This window comes from Steroidobacter sp. (assembly GCF_036406195.1).
GTDB lineage: Bacteria > Pseudomonadota > Gammaproteobacteria > Steroidobacterales > Steroidobacteraceae > Steroidobacter.
In genome coordinates, this window is record NZ_DASWVW010000033.1 from 201,080 (window position 1) to 217,970 (window position 16,891).

12 protein-coding genes are annotated in these 16,891 nt (G+C 62.3%); 5 read left to right on the top strand and 7 right to left on the bottom strand.

Annotation, left to right across the window (positions count from 1 at the left end; translation table 11 throughout):
* Window positions 1–343 precede the first annotated feature (343 nt).
* Both VGE08_RS15910 and VGE08_RS15915 read left to right on the top strand, forming a co-directional pair.
* Window positions 344–1,126 (top strand): lasso peptide biosynthesis B2 protein, encoded by a 783-nt coding sequence (locus tag VGE08_RS15910; RefSeq protein WP_331068894.1) that lies wholly within the window; start codon window positions 344–346, stop codon window positions 1,124–1,126.
* Between the two features lie 34 nt (window positions 1,127–1,160).
* Window positions 1,161–3,092, top strand: coding sequence for an asparagine synthase-related protein (locus tag VGE08_RS15915; protein ID WP_331068895.1), 1,932 nt, complete (start codon window positions 1,161–1,163; stop codon window positions 3,090–3,092).
* On the opposite strand, the gene VGE08_RS15920 is transcribed toward VGE08_RS15915, so the two are convergent.
* From VGE08_RS15920 to VGE08_RS15935, 4 genes are all read right to left on the bottom strand, one after another.
* Window positions 3,065–5,245 carry an Atxe2 family lasso peptide isopeptidase gene (locus VGE08_RS15920; protein ID WP_331068896.1) on the bottom strand — a complete coding sequence of 727 codons (2,181 nt, stop codon included), beginning with the start codon at window positions 5,243–5,245 and terminating at the stop codon, window positions 3,065–3,067. The genes VGE08_RS15915 and VGE08_RS15920 overlap by 28 nt on opposite strands.
* Before the next feature lie 53 nt (window positions 5,246–5,298).
* Window positions 5,299–8,022: a TonB-dependent receptor gene (locus VGE08_RS15925; protein WP_331068897.1), complete on the bottom strand. Its 2,724-nt coding sequence runs from the start codon at window positions 8,020–8,022 to the stop codon at window positions 5,299–5,301.
* A gap of 109 nt (window positions 8,023–8,131) precedes the next feature.
* Complete coding sequence (locus tag VGE08_RS15930) at window positions 8,132–9,196, bottom strand: FecR family protein (protein ID WP_331068898.1); 1,065 nt, start codon at window positions 9,194–9,196, stop codon at window positions 8,132–8,134.
* 125 nt (window positions 9,197–9,321) lie between these two features.
* Window positions 9,322–9,819 (bottom strand): RNA polymerase sigma factor, encoded by a 498-nt coding sequence (locus VGE08_RS15935; RefSeq protein ID WP_331068899.1) that lies wholly within the window; start codon window positions 9,817–9,819, stop codon window positions 9,322–9,324.
* Window positions 9,820–10,075: 256 nt separating this feature from the next.
* On the opposite strand from VGE08_RS15935, the gene VGE08_RS15940 reads away from it, so the two are divergent.
* Window positions 10,076–12,223, top strand: coding sequence for a S9 family peptidase (locus VGE08_RS15940; protein ID WP_331068900.1), 2,148 nt, complete (start codon window positions 10,076–10,078; stop codon window positions 12,221–12,223).
* A gap of 53 nt (window positions 12,224–12,276) precedes the next feature.
* A complete protein-coding gene (locus tag VGE08_RS15945; protein ID WP_331068901.1) occupies window positions 12,277–13,203 on the top strand; it encodes an aldo/keto reductase in 927 nt (308 codons plus the stop codon).
* A gap of 92 nt (window positions 13,204–13,295) precedes the next feature.
* Here the strand turns inward: VGE08_RS15945 and VGE08_RS26385 are convergent, their stop codons facing one another.
* Both VGE08_RS26385 and VGE08_RS15950 read right to left on the bottom strand, forming a co-directional pair.
* On the bottom strand, window positions 13,296–13,802 hold the full coding sequence (locus VGE08_RS26385; RefSeq protein WP_349258714.1) for an endonuclease domain-containing protein: 507 nt from the start codon (window positions 13,800–13,802) through the stop codon (window positions 13,296–13,298).
* 165 nt (window positions 13,803–13,967) lie between these two features.
* On the bottom strand, window positions 13,968–14,612 hold the full coding sequence (locus tag VGE08_RS15950) for a hypothetical protein (RefSeq protein WP_331068902.1): 645 nt from the start codon (window positions 14,610–14,612) through the stop codon (window positions 13,968–13,970).
* Window positions 14,613–14,881: 269 nt separating this feature from the next.
* Here VGE08_RS15950 and VGE08_RS15955 point away from each other — a divergent pair, with 269 nt between their 5' ends.
* Window positions 14,882–15,775, top strand: coding sequence for a rhomboid family intramembrane serine protease (locus VGE08_RS15955; protein ID WP_331068903.1), 894 nt, complete (start codon window positions 14,882–14,884; stop codon window positions 15,773–15,775).
* A gap of 3 nt (window positions 15,776–15,778) precedes the next feature.
* Here the strand turns inward: VGE08_RS15955 and VGE08_RS15960 are convergent, their stop codons facing one another.
* Window positions 15,779–16,852, bottom strand: a complete 1,074-nt coding sequence (locus tag VGE08_RS15960; RefSeq protein WP_331068904.1) for an energy transducer TonB — start codon at window positions 16,850–16,852, stop codon at window positions 15,779–15,781.
* Between the last annotated feature and the right edge of the window lie 39 nt (window positions 16,853–16,891).

The following is a 16,891-nucleotide window of genomic DNA, read 5'->3' on the forward strand; positions in this document are numbered from 1 at the left end:
AACGGCGACGGTATCGTGAGTTTCATGCTCGTTAACTCCGTAACCCGGCGAGTCGTCATGCATTTTTTCCTGCAGCGCAACGATATATGCGGGCATGCATGTTGCGCTGTACGCATGCGTAGTAGCTGTAGCTGCGCCTCATCCGTGTCATGACGCTCCGGCCAGCCCTTGTAGGCGGCTTGCAACCAAACGCATCCTCGCCGCGCCATCACCTAGGGTGGCGAACAAGCAAAGGAGTAGCACCATGATCAAGCTGGGTAAGGTTTCCAAAGAGACCAAGGGCGTGAAGAGTGTGGTTCCCGGTGAACAGCTCGCGCAGCCGTTGCTCCCGGTGTAATCACGGTTGGCATTTGCCAACAACGTGACCGGGCGGGGCGCATTGCTGGATGAGCGGTGCGCCCCGCTTGCTCAGGATGGCACTCTCGCGCAGGTTGCTATGGCCGAATATTTCCTTCCGCTGCACGTCCACTTCTGCCGGCGTGGCGATGACCTCGTATTTCTCGACCTGAAGCAGGACGACTACACGCTGATCAACGGGCCAACCGCAGCGGTCTTGAAGGCGCTCGTGCCCAGCGGACGACTGGACGAGGCACGACCGGAAGCCGCAGATGCCTTGCAGGAATTGCTCACCGGCGGGCTGCTGGTCACCGATCCAAGCCATGGCAAGAGCATCCGTCCAACGCAGGCAGAAGTCGCGCTGGAACCCCTGATCGATCCGGAGTCCGAGCCGCGAGTACGACTGCGCATCTCGCATTTCTATTCCTTCATCGCCGCGTGCACTACCGCCGCGGCACGACTTCGCTGGCAGCGGATCGAGCATACAGTGAAAGCCGTGGAACGGCGCAAAGCACGTCATGGCACGGAAGGCTCGTTCGACATGGACGCGGCCCGTGATCTGACGGCAGTGTTTCATACGCTCAGAGGCTTGTTCCCGCGCAACTATCTCTGCCTGTTCGACTCGTTGGCCCTGATCGAATTTCTCGCGCGCTACCGGATCTTTCCCACCTGGGTGTTCGCGGTCCGGCTCGAACCGTGGGGCGCCCATTGCTGGGTACAACAGGGGCAGTTCATTTACAACGAAGACGTGGAAACGGCAGCCGGTTTCACACCCATCATGACGATCTGAAGTCAGCAACGCGTAACCCGCCAAGGACACGGCCATGCAACGCTATCTCGCCATGCTCTGGGATCCGCTCAACCTCGAAAGCGTGCGGACCTTTCAATCCTTCGGCCTGAGCTCCGGCAGCAAACCTGCCGGATGGGTCAGCGCCCGCGACGCATCCGGAATGTTCGTGATGCACACAGGCATGCGGCACGGCTCGGCCGAGGCGTACCTGTTACCAAACGGGGGCGGCGTGGTGTTGGGAAGACTCTTCGATCGGCGTCAGGGCGACTATACGACGACGCCGCGGATCGACTTCAACGATGCAAGCGCACGCGAGATCGTCAATAGCGGCGGCAAGTATCTGGTCGATCACTACTGGGGCACCTACTTCGCCGTACTGCATGATGCGAACAGCGCCAGCCACCACGTGTTCCGCGATCCGCTCGGCAGCATGCCCGGCTACTACACGCGCTTCAAAGGCGTCGACATCTTCTTTTCTCACATCGAGGACTGCGTTCGCCTGCTGCCGCTTCGCTACAGCATCGATCGTCAGTATCTCGTTCGCTGGCTGCTGTTCAGCGGTCTCACTCGCGAAGCGACCGGCATCGAGGGCGTGACACCGCTGCCGAGCGCAGATCGCCTCACATTCTCCCATGGGCGCATGACGCGCTCGGTGCTGTGGGATCCGGTCGAGATCGCCAGCGCAGCGGATCTCGATCAACTGGATGCCGCGACCAGCACGCTGCGTACGACTGTACAGGACACCATCAACGCATGGGCTTCCTGCTACGACGACATCACACTGCGGCTTTCCGGCGGACTCGACTCTTCCATCGTCGCCGGCTGCCTGGCGCAGGTTCCCTCGCCGGCGAGGGTCAGCTATTTGAATGTTTGTATCGACATGGAATCGGGCCAGGAGCAGGTGGTGATTCCAGGCACCGACCGCAAGACCGCGGAGAGGATTCGTGCGATCGTCGGCGGTGGAGACGAAAGATACTTCGCGCGAATGGTCGCCGAACGATGGCGCACCGAGCTGATCCAGCGGCAGCGGGAGCTCGCCATGGACCTGACGCGGCTTTGGGATACCGCGCCGACGGTCAACCCCAACATGTACTTCACGGTGATGGAACTGGAGGACATCCAGCTCGATCTGATCAGCAGCCGCGGTACCCAGGCCTTCTTTTCGGGGCAGGCGGGCGACTCGGTGTTCCAGGCCACGATCCAACCCCTGCCCGCCCTGGACCAGGCGTATCTGCATGGCTTGGGGCGCGGCCTGTGGGAGCAGATCCTCGCGACCACGCGGCTCAGCAAGGAGTCGCTATGGTCCGTGTTGGGCAAGACCGTTCGTCACGGCCTGCTGCGGCGTCCGTATGTCACTCCCATGGCCATTCTCAGTCTGCCGACACTGGTCAGCGCCGAGCTGAGCGCGGGCCTGAGCAGTCAGGATTTCGAAAGCGAGCTCGCCAGGCGAATCTCACGCGCCGCGCTGCCGCCCGGCAAGAAGGATCACATCAAAGGCCTGACCTGGTCGGCCTGGTACGACTACGTTTTCGACAGCGGCAGGTACGCTGACCACATCGATCCGCTGAACTCCCTGCCGGTCTGGGAGACGATGTTGAGGATTCCGACCAGCACCGTACTCGTCGGTGGCATCAGCCGCGGATTGGCACGGCGCGCGTTCGCGGACGTGTTGCCCGCCGAGATCCGCAAACGCCAGGTCAAGGGGTCGGGCAACTCGTTCTACCAGCAGATCATCAAGCGCCATAGAAGCTTGTTTCGCGAGCGGCTGCTCGACGGCCTGCTGGTAGAACAAGGCTACCTGGATCGTGCGCGGCTCGATGCCTGCCTCGCCGCGCCCGAGCCTGCGCTCGTGGTGCCGGCCCCTATTCTGCTGTGCTATCTGGCGGCGGAGGCCTGGTTACAAAAATGGTCGGGCGCGGCGCAGAGCACCGCCGTGCCTCACTCCTTATCGATGTCAGCGCAGTAGTCGCGAAGCGAACGCGGATTGCGACACTGCAACTCGCGCAGGGCTCGCCACCGCCGATATTGATCGGCCTTGGCCGGGCTCGGATCCTCGTAGTCCTGCAACCAGAACCGATACCAGTCGAGATTGCGGTTGTAGATGGCATAGCGGTGCGCGGGCTGCCACTTCTGATGATACTCGTCCGGAAAAATGAAGGCGTCGACAGGCTTCTGCGCATCGCGCAGACGGTAATGCAGCCGCAATGCGCCGACCGATTCCCGGTCGGCCAGGTGCATCAGGATCGGGGCCTCGACCTGATCGATATGGTCGGCCAGATCGATCTGCGCCCAATACTCGGCGGCTTCAGGCCGCTTCGGCGTGCGTAGCCACTCCTGCGCTGCGCCGTTCATTTCGAGATACACCTCGAGCTGCGACCAGCTGGGGCCGCTGACCGAGACCGCGGACAAACGATCGAGCTTCTGCAGTGCGTACAAGGAGGTCATCGCTCCCTGGCTCAATCCTCCCATGCCCACACGCTTCTCATCGACCCAGCCGCGCGCCACGGCCGCGTCCAGGCCGCCCATCGTCGATCCCAGAAGCATGGTCATGTGGGGAAAGCCGTGCTCGGCGGAATACCTCTTCTGGTACATCGTGACGTCATCATCGGTGCCCATGCTGCCCATGGGATAGAGGAATGCCGTGTCGAGAACGACGAAGCCGCTGGCCGCCAGAACCATGAGCGGCTGTTCGTCGCCGACGTCGCCGCGGATGAAACCCTGCGCTGCATAGGGAGCGATCACGACAGGGTATTTTTTCTTCGGATCGAAGTCCGGCGGATACACAATGTAGCCGTAAGCTCGCTTGGAATAGCCCAGCTCCAGGGTGTCCGGCGGCGCATCCCACTCGAAGCGCTCGACCTTGGGCAGGCGCAGGTTCTTGAGCTCGGGATTGAAATCGGCCAGGACCGACGTGCGTCCGGAGCGGGTATCGATGCTGGCGATGTGAGCCGGTTGCGTGCGCGTTTCATGCACGCAGATCAGGCGCTGCCCCAGCAGCTCGCACTCCTTGAAGCGATCGCCCGAGACGCGCTTCAGCGGTTTCACCGCGCCGCTGCCGGGCGTCCATGAATAGATCCCCTGATCGCTGAGATTGATGCCCTCTTCGCGCCAGAAAATGACCTGCTTGCCGTCCTCGCTCCACCAGACTTTGGAAAAGATCTGCGCGGTGCATTCATCAGCCGTACACGCAATCGGCTGTGAGCCATCCGGGCGCAACGACGCCGTCAAACGCAGCCTCGGCAGCAGACCGCGCTCCGACGGATCGACGCGGGCCAGCCAGGCCCGAAAGCCGTTCTTGCCGACAATCGGCGGAGCAGCCGCGCCGCCAATTTCCTCCACCTTCACCGTTTGTGAATAGTCGCGCCCCCAGGAATAACCGCGCCGCCGACCTTCCTCGAATTGTTTCTTTTCCTCGGCATTGGCCATGCGTTCGTCGCGACCATTGCTGGCTACGGCCCAGACGGTCAAGTCGGTCTCGGGAGGGTACGCGGGCGTCGCCTTATGAATGACCTCGTCAAACCACTGAAACTCATCCATCCGGAAGCCATCGCGACGACCTTTTTCATCGCGGGCGCGCTGCGACTCGCGAGTGCTGCCCACGGTAAAGAACACAGTGCGGCCGTCTTCGCTCCAGACGAAATCGCGCACATCAGCCGCGTTGCGAGTGAGCTGCTCCTGAATCTTCCCGTCGACTCGGCTGCGCCAAAGCTGGACTTCGCCATCACGCTGCACGGTATAAGCAATCCATTGACCATCCGCCGACCAGCGGCTGGCGGAACCGACGACGTCGCCGCCACGCCTGCCCGTCAGCAGTCTCGACAGTCGCGCCTCGCCGCCATCGCCCGCGAACGTCAACGAACCGTCGTCGGTGGAGCCGATGAACCAGCCGGTGCGATAGTCGTTCGCGACTGGATCCGCCTGGCGTATCAGCACCGCGAATCTTTTGCCGTCGGGCGACAGGCTGAAGGAATCGATGTCGCGCAGCGCTATGAGGTCATCCGTCGTGATGAGGCGCTTCGCGCCAGCTTCGACATGCGGGATGGTCAGCGCAGTGACCGCACCGGAATCATGACTGGAGCTCCAGGCCGTCGTTGCGACGGCCTGGAGCGACAGCGACATGGCAGCCAACCAACCGGCCGTGACGCGAACGTCACGGCCGGGCCCAGAGTGAGCTACCACGTTTTCGTGAACTCCAGCGCGAAGAACCGGCCCAGCGGGCTGGCGTTGGTGGGGTCGAAACCCAGGTCGAAACTCGGAGCGATGGGAGGCGACTGCACGACCGTGCTCGGCGGATCCTCATCCAGCAGATTCAGTACGCTGAGGCCCACCGTCACTCCCGACAGGAAGCCGCTGCTGAACTGATTCGAGAAGGAATAAGCCACGCGCGCATCCACTGTCGTGAAGGCGTCGATCGACACCGGCACGGTGAGTCTGTTGTCCGTGTACGAGTCGGTGTAGTTCACGAACGCATTGGCGCTCCAGCTGCCACGTTGCCAGCTGGCCATGGCACGCATGCGCAGGTTCGGCGGATTGCCGAATGTATCGTCCGTGTCGAACGGCGCGCTGGTGCTGGTGATCTGCTGCTCGATCTGCAGCACGTAGGTCGCGTCGATGCCGATAGCGACATTGGAGGAGCCGACGCCGAAATCGTAGCGCGTGGAAAAGTCCAAGCCATTGGTTTCCACCAAGCTCAGGTTGCGCCGCCTGCCATCCGTGATGACTTCCACCGTCGCCGGATCGAAATTCGGATCGAACATGAAGTCGATCGGGCTGAGTGGAATGAAGCCCAGCGGGCCGAGCTGGCCGATGGCGATGAACTGATTGACCTGATCGATCGACGGGTTGCGAATGAACAAGCTGCCGAAAGAGGCCGGATCCGCCAGGGCCACCGGAGCAACCGGCGGAGTCGTGATCCGATTGCGGTACTTGATCCGGTAGTAGTTCACCGTCATGGCCAGGCCCTTGATCGCTTCCGGGGTGAACTCCAGGCCGAACGAGGTACTGGTGGACTCCTGGGCTCTCAAGCTGTCGACATCGGTGCCGAGGACCTGCAGCTGATAACTGAATCCGGTGGGCGACATCGGATCCACCGACAGCACCGCCGCCGCAACATTGCCGCCGAAGCTGTACTCGACCAGGTTCGGTGCCTTGTATGAGGTACCGTGCCTGGCGCGCAGGCGCAGACCCTCAACCGGTTCCCACATCAGGCCGTACTGCGGGTCGAAGGAAGAACCAAAACTCGAATAGTCGTCGTAGCGTCCGGCCAGCGACAGCTCCAGGGCTCTCACCCCGGCCATCGCATTGGGTTCGCCGACGAGGGGAATGTACAGTTCTGCGAACGCGGAACTGACGTCTTGATCAGTGTCGGTCGAGCTGAGGACGATGCCACCGGCGAGCGTATTGGTGTCCTCATAAGTCTCGGAACGATAGTCGGCCCCGATGGCCATGCGCAGGTTGCCGCCGGGCAAGCCGAGCACCGTACCGTCCGCCTTGATTCTTCCCGACGTGGTTTCGAATTTGGAGTCGAAAGCGCTGCCTTGGAAGTTGATTCCTCCGGCCTTGGTTTCCAGATCGTTGCTCCCATAGGAGCCCGACAGCTCGAGCTGCCAGTCGCCGCCCAGCGCCCAGTTCAGGCCCAGCGTCGCATTGAGCTGGGGATTGTCCACCTCGGCGCTGGGTGCATCTCCGCCGAAAGTGGGGGTAACGCGAGCTGCGCGATTGAAGCTGTCGCGCTGTGCATAGAGCACGTCCGCAAATGCGGTGACCGTCCCGGACAACTGCTGCTCGCCGGTGAACACCGCCGAAATATTTTCGTCTTCGGGCAACAGCCCGACCGCCGCAACGTTTGCTGGAATGAAGTCACGATCGCGCGTGAGCAATTCGTCCCGCTTGTAATATTCCACCGATAGCAATGCATTGCCGGAGGACCAGGAATTGCCCAGGGCCTGGCTCACGCGATACTCGTTGGTGCCGTCGGCGAAACCTGCGCGCACTCGCGTTTCCGCGCCTTCGAAGTCTTCGCGGAGGATGAAGTTCACGACGCCGCCCACCGCGTCGGAACCGTAAATAGCCGAAGCGCCGTCCGTCAGAATCTCGATCCGATCAATCGCGGTCAACGGCAGCGAGGAGATGTCGGCGGCAGCGGATCTGAAGCCTGGCGCGAGCCGGCGGCCATTCAGCAACACCAGCGTGGTGCCCTCGCCGATGCCGCGCAGATTGATGGACGAACCTTGTTCCCTGGAGTTGCTGACCGCTCCCGAGCCGTCCGGCAAGCTGCTTTGATTCGCCAGCGCAAAGTTCTGCGGCAACGATTCAACCAGCTTGGTCACGGAGCCGAAACCGGTGGAATCGATGTACTCTCTGGACAGCACGATGACCGGCGCCGTGCTGTTCTCGATACCACGGATGTTCGTACCGGTGACGATGATCTCTTCGATATCGATCAGCGTGCGGCCCTCGACCGTGCGGCCCCGCCGTGTCTCGTCCGTCTCCGCCTGTGCCAGGCGGATGCGGCCATCCTTCAACCCGTACAGCGCGCTGGTCGCCGCCGAGGGATCCGTGCTCGCGAGCTGGATCGTGACTGTCTTCTCATCGAGATGGCGATACGTGAGACCGGTGCCTTCCAGCACCTGCAACAGCGCATCTTCGGCACTGGCTTGAGTCTTCAGCGGTGGCGCCAGCCGGTTGTTCACCAGCTTGCGGTCGAAGATGATGTTGCTCTCGGATTGAGACGCGATGGCTCGCAACGATTTGGCGAGCGGCTGCTCGGGCAAATCCCATTCAGTCACGGCCTGCGCATCGGCCGCGGCCGTGAGAATGGCCAAAACGCTCGCTGCAAGCGTTCCAGCCCGCGACAGGCGAAAAGAGGCACGAACGTTCCGTCTATTGGTACTCAAAGTGGTCTCCTAACCAGTTGGCAGTCCCGAATCCCCAAAATCCTGAACGACAGACATCGTCAGGATTCCCGACACCCCGGTTAATCGACGTTGTAGCTTTGTAAAAACCTCACTGAACAGGTTTGCCGGAAATTACGATGTCGTTGCCTCGCTGAATGACTGTCAGTCCATACGCCTGCGCCACCGCATTGGCGAAGTGCGTGGAGTCGCCCGCTTGAAACAACCCATTGATCAATAACGCTCCCGCCTCGGGGTCCTGAACGACCAGCTTGGTCTGGTTGTATCTATTCATTTCGGCAGCCGCAGCCTGCAGCGGCGTGTCATCCAGAATCACCTGGCCACGACGCCACGCGGTGGTGCGCTCCACCGACGGCGTGTCGAGCTCGACCGGCGCATCATTGCTGAACGTCAGCCGCTGACCCGGCGCGAGCTTGACGCCCTCGACGCGCGTGCCGCCATGCTCGCTGGGAACGGACGCGAGCTCCGACGGCAGCTGCGCCGCGGCACCTGGGGCCTCGATGATCTTCGGAGCGACAGTGTTGACCGCGGTGGGCAGAGGCGTGACCAGCACGCTTCCTTCCACCAATGTCACCGCCGTGCGACCGGCATCTTTGCGAACGACAAACGAAGTGCCCAGCGCGCGCACCTCACGATCGCCCACCACCACGACGAACGGCCACTCCTTGCGCTTGGCCACGTTGAAGAATGCTTCGCCTCGACGCAATTCGACGCGCCGCACCTGCTGCTCGAAATTCACCTCGATGCGCGTGTCGGTATTGAGGAAGACGCGAGTGCCATCGTCGAGCACCACCTGGCGCTGCTCGCCCACATCGGTGGTGATCACGCCGCGATACTGCAGCCAGAGGAAACCGGCGATGACCAGCACGATCGCGCACGATGCAGCCGCCAGCAGCGGGCGAAACCACATGCGAGCCGGCCGTCGCTCGCTACGGGGTAGCGCAATGAAACGACGCAGATTGGCTGCCTCTTCCCAGACTTCGGTGGCGAGCTCGAATGCTCGCGCGTTGTCCGGATCTTCCTGTAGCCAGCGCCGCAACCCATCCTCGAGCTCGCGCCCACGTGCGTCGCCGTGCAACCTGGCGATCCACACGCTGGCCTCGGCCAGGCGCGCTGGTGGCACGGGCTGGCGGGTTTGCGACTCGGTGGGGCTCATTGGGGTTCGTGCTCTGATTCGTTCTGTGGTTAATTCTTTTGCGGTTGTTCTCTGGTTGCTCTTGGACTCGTGCTCTGGTTTGGTTGTTTGGCGAAGCGTCGTCGCGGCGTCGTCGCGCTCGGGGCTCAGTCGCTGCAATCCGGTTCCTGCTGCCGCTCCATGGCGAGAATCGTCACGGCGCTGGCCACATGCTTTTCCACGGCGCTGACGCTGATTCCCAGGCGGCGCGCGATCTCGGCATGGCTGAAACCGTATAGACGATGCATGAAGAACACGTCCCGGGTCCTGGAGTTGGCACGCTCGAGCGCCGCCTGCATCTTCATCAGACGTTGCTCAGCAGCGAAAACCTCATCCGGCGCAGGCTCCAGATCGGGCAGATCCAGGTTCTCGACCGGCTCGCTCTCATAACTGTCGAGTCGCGCATGCCGGTGCTGATCCACCGCCAGGTTGAGCGCCGTGCGGGTCAGGAATGCTTCCTGGTTCTGCACCTGATTACCCTGCCGGGTATAGGCGTGCAGGCGGAGCACCGCTTCCTGGACCAGGTCCTCCGCCTGGTCGGGCGTGGCGCCACGTCGGCGCAATAACTTTTTGAGGCTGCGCAGCTGCCTCAGGAACACATCCATATGGGGCCTCGAGCTACGACGGCGCGTCTGTCTACTTGGGATGAGCTTCGCGGTCCACTCTGTCGTGGGTTCGCGCCGGGGTGAAGCGTGCGGAATATTGCGTTATTCACTCTGGATCTGACAACGCGATGTACCGCAATGGACCCGATACTGCCGAAACGGACAATCGCTCGCGCAGCCGCAGCATCGATCGGTAAGATCGACCGCTCGATCGACCAGACTGTAGCTCGCACGAACCCACAAGGAGCCGCCGCCAGTGACAACCCGATCATTGCGTTGGTCAACGCGCACCGCCGCCCTGCTCGCCCTCGCCTCGACTGCAATCGCCGCAATTCCCGCCACACAGGCGTCCCACCAGCCCTCGGGACGCCGGGCCGTCACGCACGAAGACATCTGGCTCATGCCGCGAGTGAGCGCGCCGGCCGTGAGCCCCGACGGCAAGCTGGCAGTTTTCAGCGTCACCGAACCGGCCTACAGCAACGATCAGCAAGCCAGCGATTTGTGGCTGGTGGCCACCGACGGCAAGACACCGCCGCGCCGGCTGACGCAAACCCGAGCGGCGGAATCCGGCACGAGTTGGAGTCCGGATAGCAAGCGCATCGCCTTCGCAGCCAAGCGTGATGGCGACGAGGTGAATCAGATCTACATTCTGGATATTGCCGGCGGCGGCGAAGCGCTGCGAGCGACGAGCCTCAGCACGGGCGCGCGCCTTCCGAAATTCTCGCCCGATGGCCGCAAGATTGCCTTTACCAGCGACGTGGCGCCGGAGAGTCGTAACGACGAGGACAGCAAACGCATCGTCGCCGAAGAAAAGGCACGCAAATACAAGATGCGCGCTTACGATGGCTTTCCCATCCGCAACTGGGATGTGTGGCTGCCGGAGAATCGACAACCGCATGCGTTCGTGCAGACCGTGGGCCTGAACGACGCACGCGATCTGTTCGCGGGCAGCGAGATGATCCAGCAGCCGGGCTTCAGTGGCCGCTGCACACCGAGCTCGAGCGAGCTCGATCTCACGTGGGCGCCTGATGGCGAGAGCCTGATCTTCACCGCCTCGCGCAATGCCAATCGTGCCGCCTTCGATTTCACCAACACCGAGCTGTGGCAGGTGTCCGGCAGCGGTGGCGAACCGCGCCGTCTCACGGGCAGCGACGATCTCAAAGGCACCGACGGCTGGAGCGAGCCGCAGTTCAGCCCGGATGGCCGCAGCCTGTATGCGTTGCGCGAAGTTCGCGGCCGGGCGGTCTTCAGCCCGACACGCCTCGCGGTGTTCGACTGGCCTTCACTCGAGCGACGCGCCGATATCACGTTACCGGCCGAACGCGATCCTTTGAGCTTCACGATCGCACCCAACAGTCGCGACGTTTACCTGCTTGCGGAAGACGCCGGTCATTCCAAGATCTTTCGCGGCAAGAGCAGCGGCGGCGAGGCGAAACTGGCCTTCGAGTTGAAGGCTGGCGGCTATATCAACCTCGTCGGCGCAGACAAAAGCAGCGTACCGGTGCTGATCGCCAACTTCGATAGCGCCGTCAGTCCAGCGGAGCTCGTCCGCATCGATCTTCAGCGCGGCACGCATCAGGCGCTGACGCGTTTCTCCGCAGACAAGGTCGCAGCGTTGGATCTGGCGCCTGTCGAACATTTCTGGTTCGAGAGCAAACGCGGCGCGCAGATTCATAACATGATCGTGCGTCCGCCGGGCTTCGATCCCGCCAGGAAATATCCGTTGCTGGTGCTCATGCATGGCGGTCCGCACGGCATGTGGCGCGACACCTTCTTCCTGCGCTGGAACTATCACCTGCTCGCGGCGCCGGGCTATGTCGTGCTGCTGACCAATTACACCGGTTCGACCGGCTTCGGCGCAGCATTCTCACAAGCCATTCAGGGCGACCCGCTGGAAGGGCCGGCGCTGGAGATCAACCAGGCCGCCGATGAAGCGATCGCACGCTACGCGTTCATCGATGGCACGCGTCAATGCGCCGGTGGCGCGAGTTACGGCGGTCATCTTGCGAACTGGTTGCAGGCGAGCACCACTCGATATCGCTGCCTGATCAGTCACGCGGGACTCGTCAATCTCGAGAGTCAGTGGGCCACCAGCGATATCACTTATCCGCGCGAACGGAACATGGGCGGCCCGCCGTGGCAGCAAGGCGTGGATTGGGATGCGCAGAATCCGATCCGATACGCATCGCAATGGAAAACGCCGGTGCTGGTGACGATCGGCGAGCGAGACTTTCGCGTGCCGCTGAACAACACCTTGGAATATTGGAATGCCTTGCAGCGTCAGCAGGTCGAAAGCCGGCTGCTGGTGTTCCCCGACGAGAATCACTGGATCCTGCAGGGAGACAACAGCCGGCAGTTCTTCGCTGAAGTGCACCGGTGGCTGGCGCGCTGGTTGCAGAATTGATCGAGCACGACAAGCCCAGTAACTTAACCGGTTCTACGACAGGAGAATTTGCAATGTCTACACGCCGCCAGTTCATCGGCCAGTCCGCGCTGCTCGCCGGCTCGGCGCTGCTCGGCTCTTCATGGACGTCTCTGGCCGCAGCGGCAAGCGAGGACGAGATGTTGACGCGAACCATTCCCTCCAGCGGCGAGCGCGTGCCGGCCATCGGCATGGGCACCTCGGGCAGTTTCGAGATCACTCAGGGCAGTCCCGAATACACGGCGTTGAAAGAAGTGCTGAAGCGCTTCTTCGATGCCGGCGCGACCATCATCGACACGGCTCCCACCTACAGCAATGCCGAAGATATCCTCGGTCTCTTGCTGGACGATGCCGGGCTGCGGCCCAAGGCGTTCATCGCCACCAAGCTGTCCGGCGTTTCGGGGCGCGAGCAGGGCCTGAAGCAGTTCCAGAGATCGTTGCAATCGTTGCGCACCGACAAGGTCGAGCTGCTGCAGGTTCACAACCTCGGCGACTGGAAGACGCAGCTGGCGGTAGCTCGCGAGCTGCAGAAACAAGGCAAGGTGAAGTACACGGGCATCACTCACTACCTGGACTCCGCGCACGACCAGCTCGCCGACGTGGTTCAGGAAACCAAGCCGGACTTCCTGCAGATCAACTATTCGGTCACCAATCGCGGCGCCGAGCGCCGCCTGTTCCCGATGGCCCAGGACCTCGGCATCGCAGTGCTCGCCAATCGCAATTTCAACGACGGCAAGCTGTTCAATCAGGTCAAGGGCAAATCGCTGCCCGCCTGGGCCAGCGAGCTCGGCATCACCTCATGGGCGCAGATGTTCCTGAAGTTCTGTCTCAGCCATGAAGCGGTGACGGCAGTCATTCCAGCCACTGGCAAACCCGATCGGCAGAGCGACAATCTCAAAGCTGGCTTCGGCCCGCTGCTCTCCGCCGCGCAGAAGCAGGAAGTCATCAAACTGGTCGGCTGACCGCCCTCGGACCCTCACCCCCAACCCTCGGACCCTCACCCCCAACCCCTCTCCCAAAGGGAGAGGGGCTCCCGAGGGGAGCGGCTGATGCCTCAACTCTCACCGCCTTTCCCCCTCTCCCTTTGAGGAGAGGCTGATGCCTCAACTCTCACGCCTTTCCCCCTCTCCCCTTGGGGAGAGGGCCGGGGTGAGGGGGCTTGCGGTAGAGGCTCGGGTGAGGGGTCAAGCAGCCCCTTCAAAATCACCTCCAACACCGCCTCTGTTTCCAACAAGACATCGTTATTCCAAAACCGAAGCACGCGATACCCGCGCCGTTCCAAGTACTCGCTGCGCGCATCGTCATATTCCCGCCGATCTGCGTGCTGTCCGCCATCGGCTTCCACGATCAGTTTTCGCTCCACGCAAACGAAGTCGACGATGTAAGGCCCAAGCGGCTGCTGTCTGCGAAACTTGAAACCCGCGAGCCGCCGGTTGCGAAGGTTGGCCCAAAGCCGTTGCTCTGCCTCCGTCGAGTTTGCTCGCAGGGTGCGAGCGAATTCGCGTGCGTCGGTTGGGGATTCCTTAGTCACATTCGTACTTCCATGTTGGGACGCCCTCACCCCAACCCCTCTCCCAAAGGGAGAGGGGCTCAGAACTCCCTACCTCCCTCTCCCTTTTGGGAAGATGGGCTCAGGACTCCCATCTCCCTCTCACCCTCTACGGGAGAGGGCCTCAGACTCCCATCTCCCTCTCCCCCTCTGGGGGAGAGGGCCGGGGTGAGGGGGTCAAGACTTCGTCTGATCCGCCGTCTTCACCGGCACCAACGCCTCCACCGTCAACTCCGGCGTCAGCAACGGCAGCTGCCTCGGCACGCACTGAATGCGCTGGGACACGATCTTCACCGACAACTTCGGCAGCACGTGATCTTGCAGTCCCTGCATCAACTCGCAGTCGCCCGGCTGGAGATTCAGCTTGCGGTCTTTGGACAGCTGCACCGTCTTCCACTCCGCCGGAAAAATCTCGTCCAGCTTCTTGGACGGCACACCCAGCCGCTTGAGTAGATCCTCACGGCTGGAATCGACCGCCCCCTTGGGCACATCCGTAGCCGGCACCGGTGTAGCCGTCGTAATCGTGACGAAGAAATTCCTCGACGGTCGATTGAGCTCGCAGCCTTGCGCCGAGACCTTGGTTTGCTCGTGCGCACCAACCGCACGCAGGATCGCCTTCAATCGATCCTCGGCAGCATTGCAATCGTAGGCGGTGGTGAAGCCGGTATAGCTGTACCGGATCTCCTGCGTCTTCCAAGCCGCCTGAACCGGCCCTGAATCCTCAGCCGATTCCTGGGCCGCACCGCCGACCATCGGCATCAACATCCCGCCGCACCAGGCAGCGAGAAACAAACCTCGCCATCGCCGTCGTGATCTTTGCATCGAGTCGCTCATATTGATTCTCCAAACCCGTTCGAACCCACTGGTAGGACGAACACCACCGCCGCTTGTTCCGACCACGACCCGGCCGGACCTCGACGGGCGACTCATCGGACAGCTTGTAGCCCTCGGGTTTGCGGCTTGGCGGTTTCGATCAATTCTATGTTAGTCCAGGCCCCGCGGCCCCACGGGCCCTGACCTTGGAATTGCAGCCCGGCGCCCCCATCCCGGCCGATTCGCCCAAAGAACCACCACAGGCCCTCGCCCGGACCATGCCCCCTGAAGAAGCGCCTTCGAATCTGGTCGAGGTCTTTCGCTCGTTGCGAATGCCGGACTGCGATCAGCAGACACTGATTCTCTCGGCGGTCGGCATTCACTCGTGGACGGTGGTGCGAGGAGGGATGTTCGTCGTGGTGGTGCCCGAGGAGTCAGCTGACCTGGCGCGACATCATCTGACTGCTGTGGCCCGGGAAGCGACCGTTCCGCTTCATGTTCCGAAACAGCCGAAAGTGCATCCGCGCGCGTGGACTGGCTCGATCGTATACGCGCTGGTGATGATCGCAGTGGCCTACGCCGCCGGCAGTGGCCTGTTCGGTTTCGACTGGCTCGAAGCAGGAGCGCTGAACGGCGCTATTCCAGCGACGCACGAATGGTGGCGAGTCGTAACCGCGCTCACCTTGCATGCGGATGTGGGCCACCTGCTGAGCAATCTCGCTTTCGGGACCGTGCTGGGTTATCTCGCCTCGCGCGCATTGGGCAGCGGAGTCGCGTGGGCGAGCATCTTGATCGGCGCGATGATGGGCAACGCATTGGACGCGTTGTGGATGCCCGAGCAACAAAGCTCCATCGGTGCATCGACCGCGGTGTTCGCAACGCTGGGCATCTTGAGCGCGTATGCATGGGTGCTCGAGACCGCCACCAACCTACGATGGGCCAGGCGGCTCGGGCCGTTGATCGCGGGTGTGATTCTGTTGGGTTTTCTTGGTGCCGGCGGCGAACGAACCGACGTCGTCGCACACGTGACTGGCTTCGTGAGCGGCTGTGTGCTCGGCGCCCTGCTCGGGAAGATTCCCGAGCAACGCTTCGATTCACGCGGCCTGCAATTGACGAGCGGAGCGCTCAGCCTCGCGACGCTCGCCGCCGCATGGCTGCTCGCGCTCCACTGAGCACTACTGCTCCAACTGGAAATTCAAGCGCAGCCGATAACGCTGATTCTTGCACTCGCTGCTCATGACCATGGCGCTGACGGCTTGCACCGCGCCTTGATCCAACCGCGGTGACAGGCTGCTCGCGATCACTTTGACATTGGTCGGGCTGGCCGCCTTGCCAGGCACCGTGAACTCCACGACCACCGGCCCCTGCTCGTCCATCTGCCGCGATTCCTCCGGATAGAAGTCGGAGATATTCACCGGCTTCACTACTTCATACTTGCAGCCGGCTTTGGTATCGAGCGGCGGCAGCGGTGCTCGTGGCGTGCAAATCGCTTCGAAGGTCGACGCGCTCACCCCCTGCTCCGCCAGGCTCCACGTCACGGCTCGCAATGTTTGCCTGGATACGACGGCCTGCCCGTCGGTTTGCACGCGGCCCTGGGCATCGGTGCCTTCATATTTAATGTACGCCTTGCATTCCAGCTCCTGATCGGAGCCGTTGGTCACGAATACCGTGCGCTTCACACACACTTTGCCGGCCGCGTTTGCGCCGCAGGAACGCGGCGTCTCGTCGCGAATCAGGGTGTAGCTCCAGGCCCCTCCCGGCAGCTCGAACGAATGACCGTCCGCTTCTTTCACGAGCGAGCTCGGCACAGGGGTTCCGCCCGGCGCCGGCGCGCTGGCGCGATTCTTTGCGGCCGCCATGTGCGTCGAACAATCCGCCGTCTTGCCGCCGGCACCGCCCTTGGTGTTGCGATAACTGTCCAGGTTGGCGTTGAAACAGGCTGCCAGCCCCGCCAGCTGGTCGCTCATCGAATTATGCGAGTCGACATATTCCTGCAGGATCTTTTCGCGCGTCTGCGCGTCCTTGCCGACGGTGGCCTGGCTGGTCTCCCCCTTGATACAGCGCAGATATTCGCCGACTTCCTGATCGAGCTTCAGCAGGGCCTCGGCCGCGACCTTCATCTCCGCTTCGGTAGCGGCGGTGCCGTCGGGAATCGTCATCTTGGCATCGGGCCGCGTGCAGTCGGCGTGCGCGCCGAAAGGCAACGCCACGGCCGCGAGGGCGATGAAAGCAACCGCTGAGAATCGCATATCCCATCTCGAAACCTGTGATCCGCCGATTGTCCGCGA

Bases quoted from the DNA above. Each gene is read 5' to 3' on its own strand.
- VGE08_RS15915 (WP_331068895.1), top strand. From the start codon at position 1,161: ATGCAACGCTATCTCGCCATGCTCTGGGATCCGCTCAACCTCGAAAGC.
- VGE08_RS15920 (WP_331068896.1), bottom strand. From the start codon at position 5,245: ATGTCGCTGTCGCTCCAGGCCGTCGCAACGACGGCCTGGAGCTCCAGT.
- VGE08_RS15930 (WP_331068898.1), bottom strand. From the start codon at position 9,196: ATGAGCCCCACCGAGTCGCAAACCCGCCAGCCCGTGCCACCAGCGCGC.
- VGE08_RS15935 (WP_331068899.1), bottom strand. From the start codon at position 9,819: ATGGATGTGTTCCTGAGGCAGCTGCGCAGCCTCAAAAAGTTATTGCGC.
- VGE08_RS15945 (WP_331068901.1), top strand. From the start codon at position 12,277: ATGTCTACACGCCGCCAGTTCATCGGCCAGTCCGCGCTGCTCGCCGGC.
- VGE08_RS15950 (WP_331068902.1), bottom strand. From the start codon at position 14,612: ATGCAAAGATCACGACGGCGATGGCGAGGTTTGTTTCTCGCTGCCTGG.
- VGE08_RS15955 (WP_331068903.1), top strand. From the start codon at position 14,882: ATGCCCCCTGAAGAAGCGCCTTCGAATCTGGTCGAGGTCTTTCGCTCG.
- VGE08_RS15960 (WP_331068904.1), bottom strand. From the start codon at position 16,852: ATGCGATTCTCAGCGGTTGCTTTCATCGCCCTCGCGGCCGTGGCGTTG.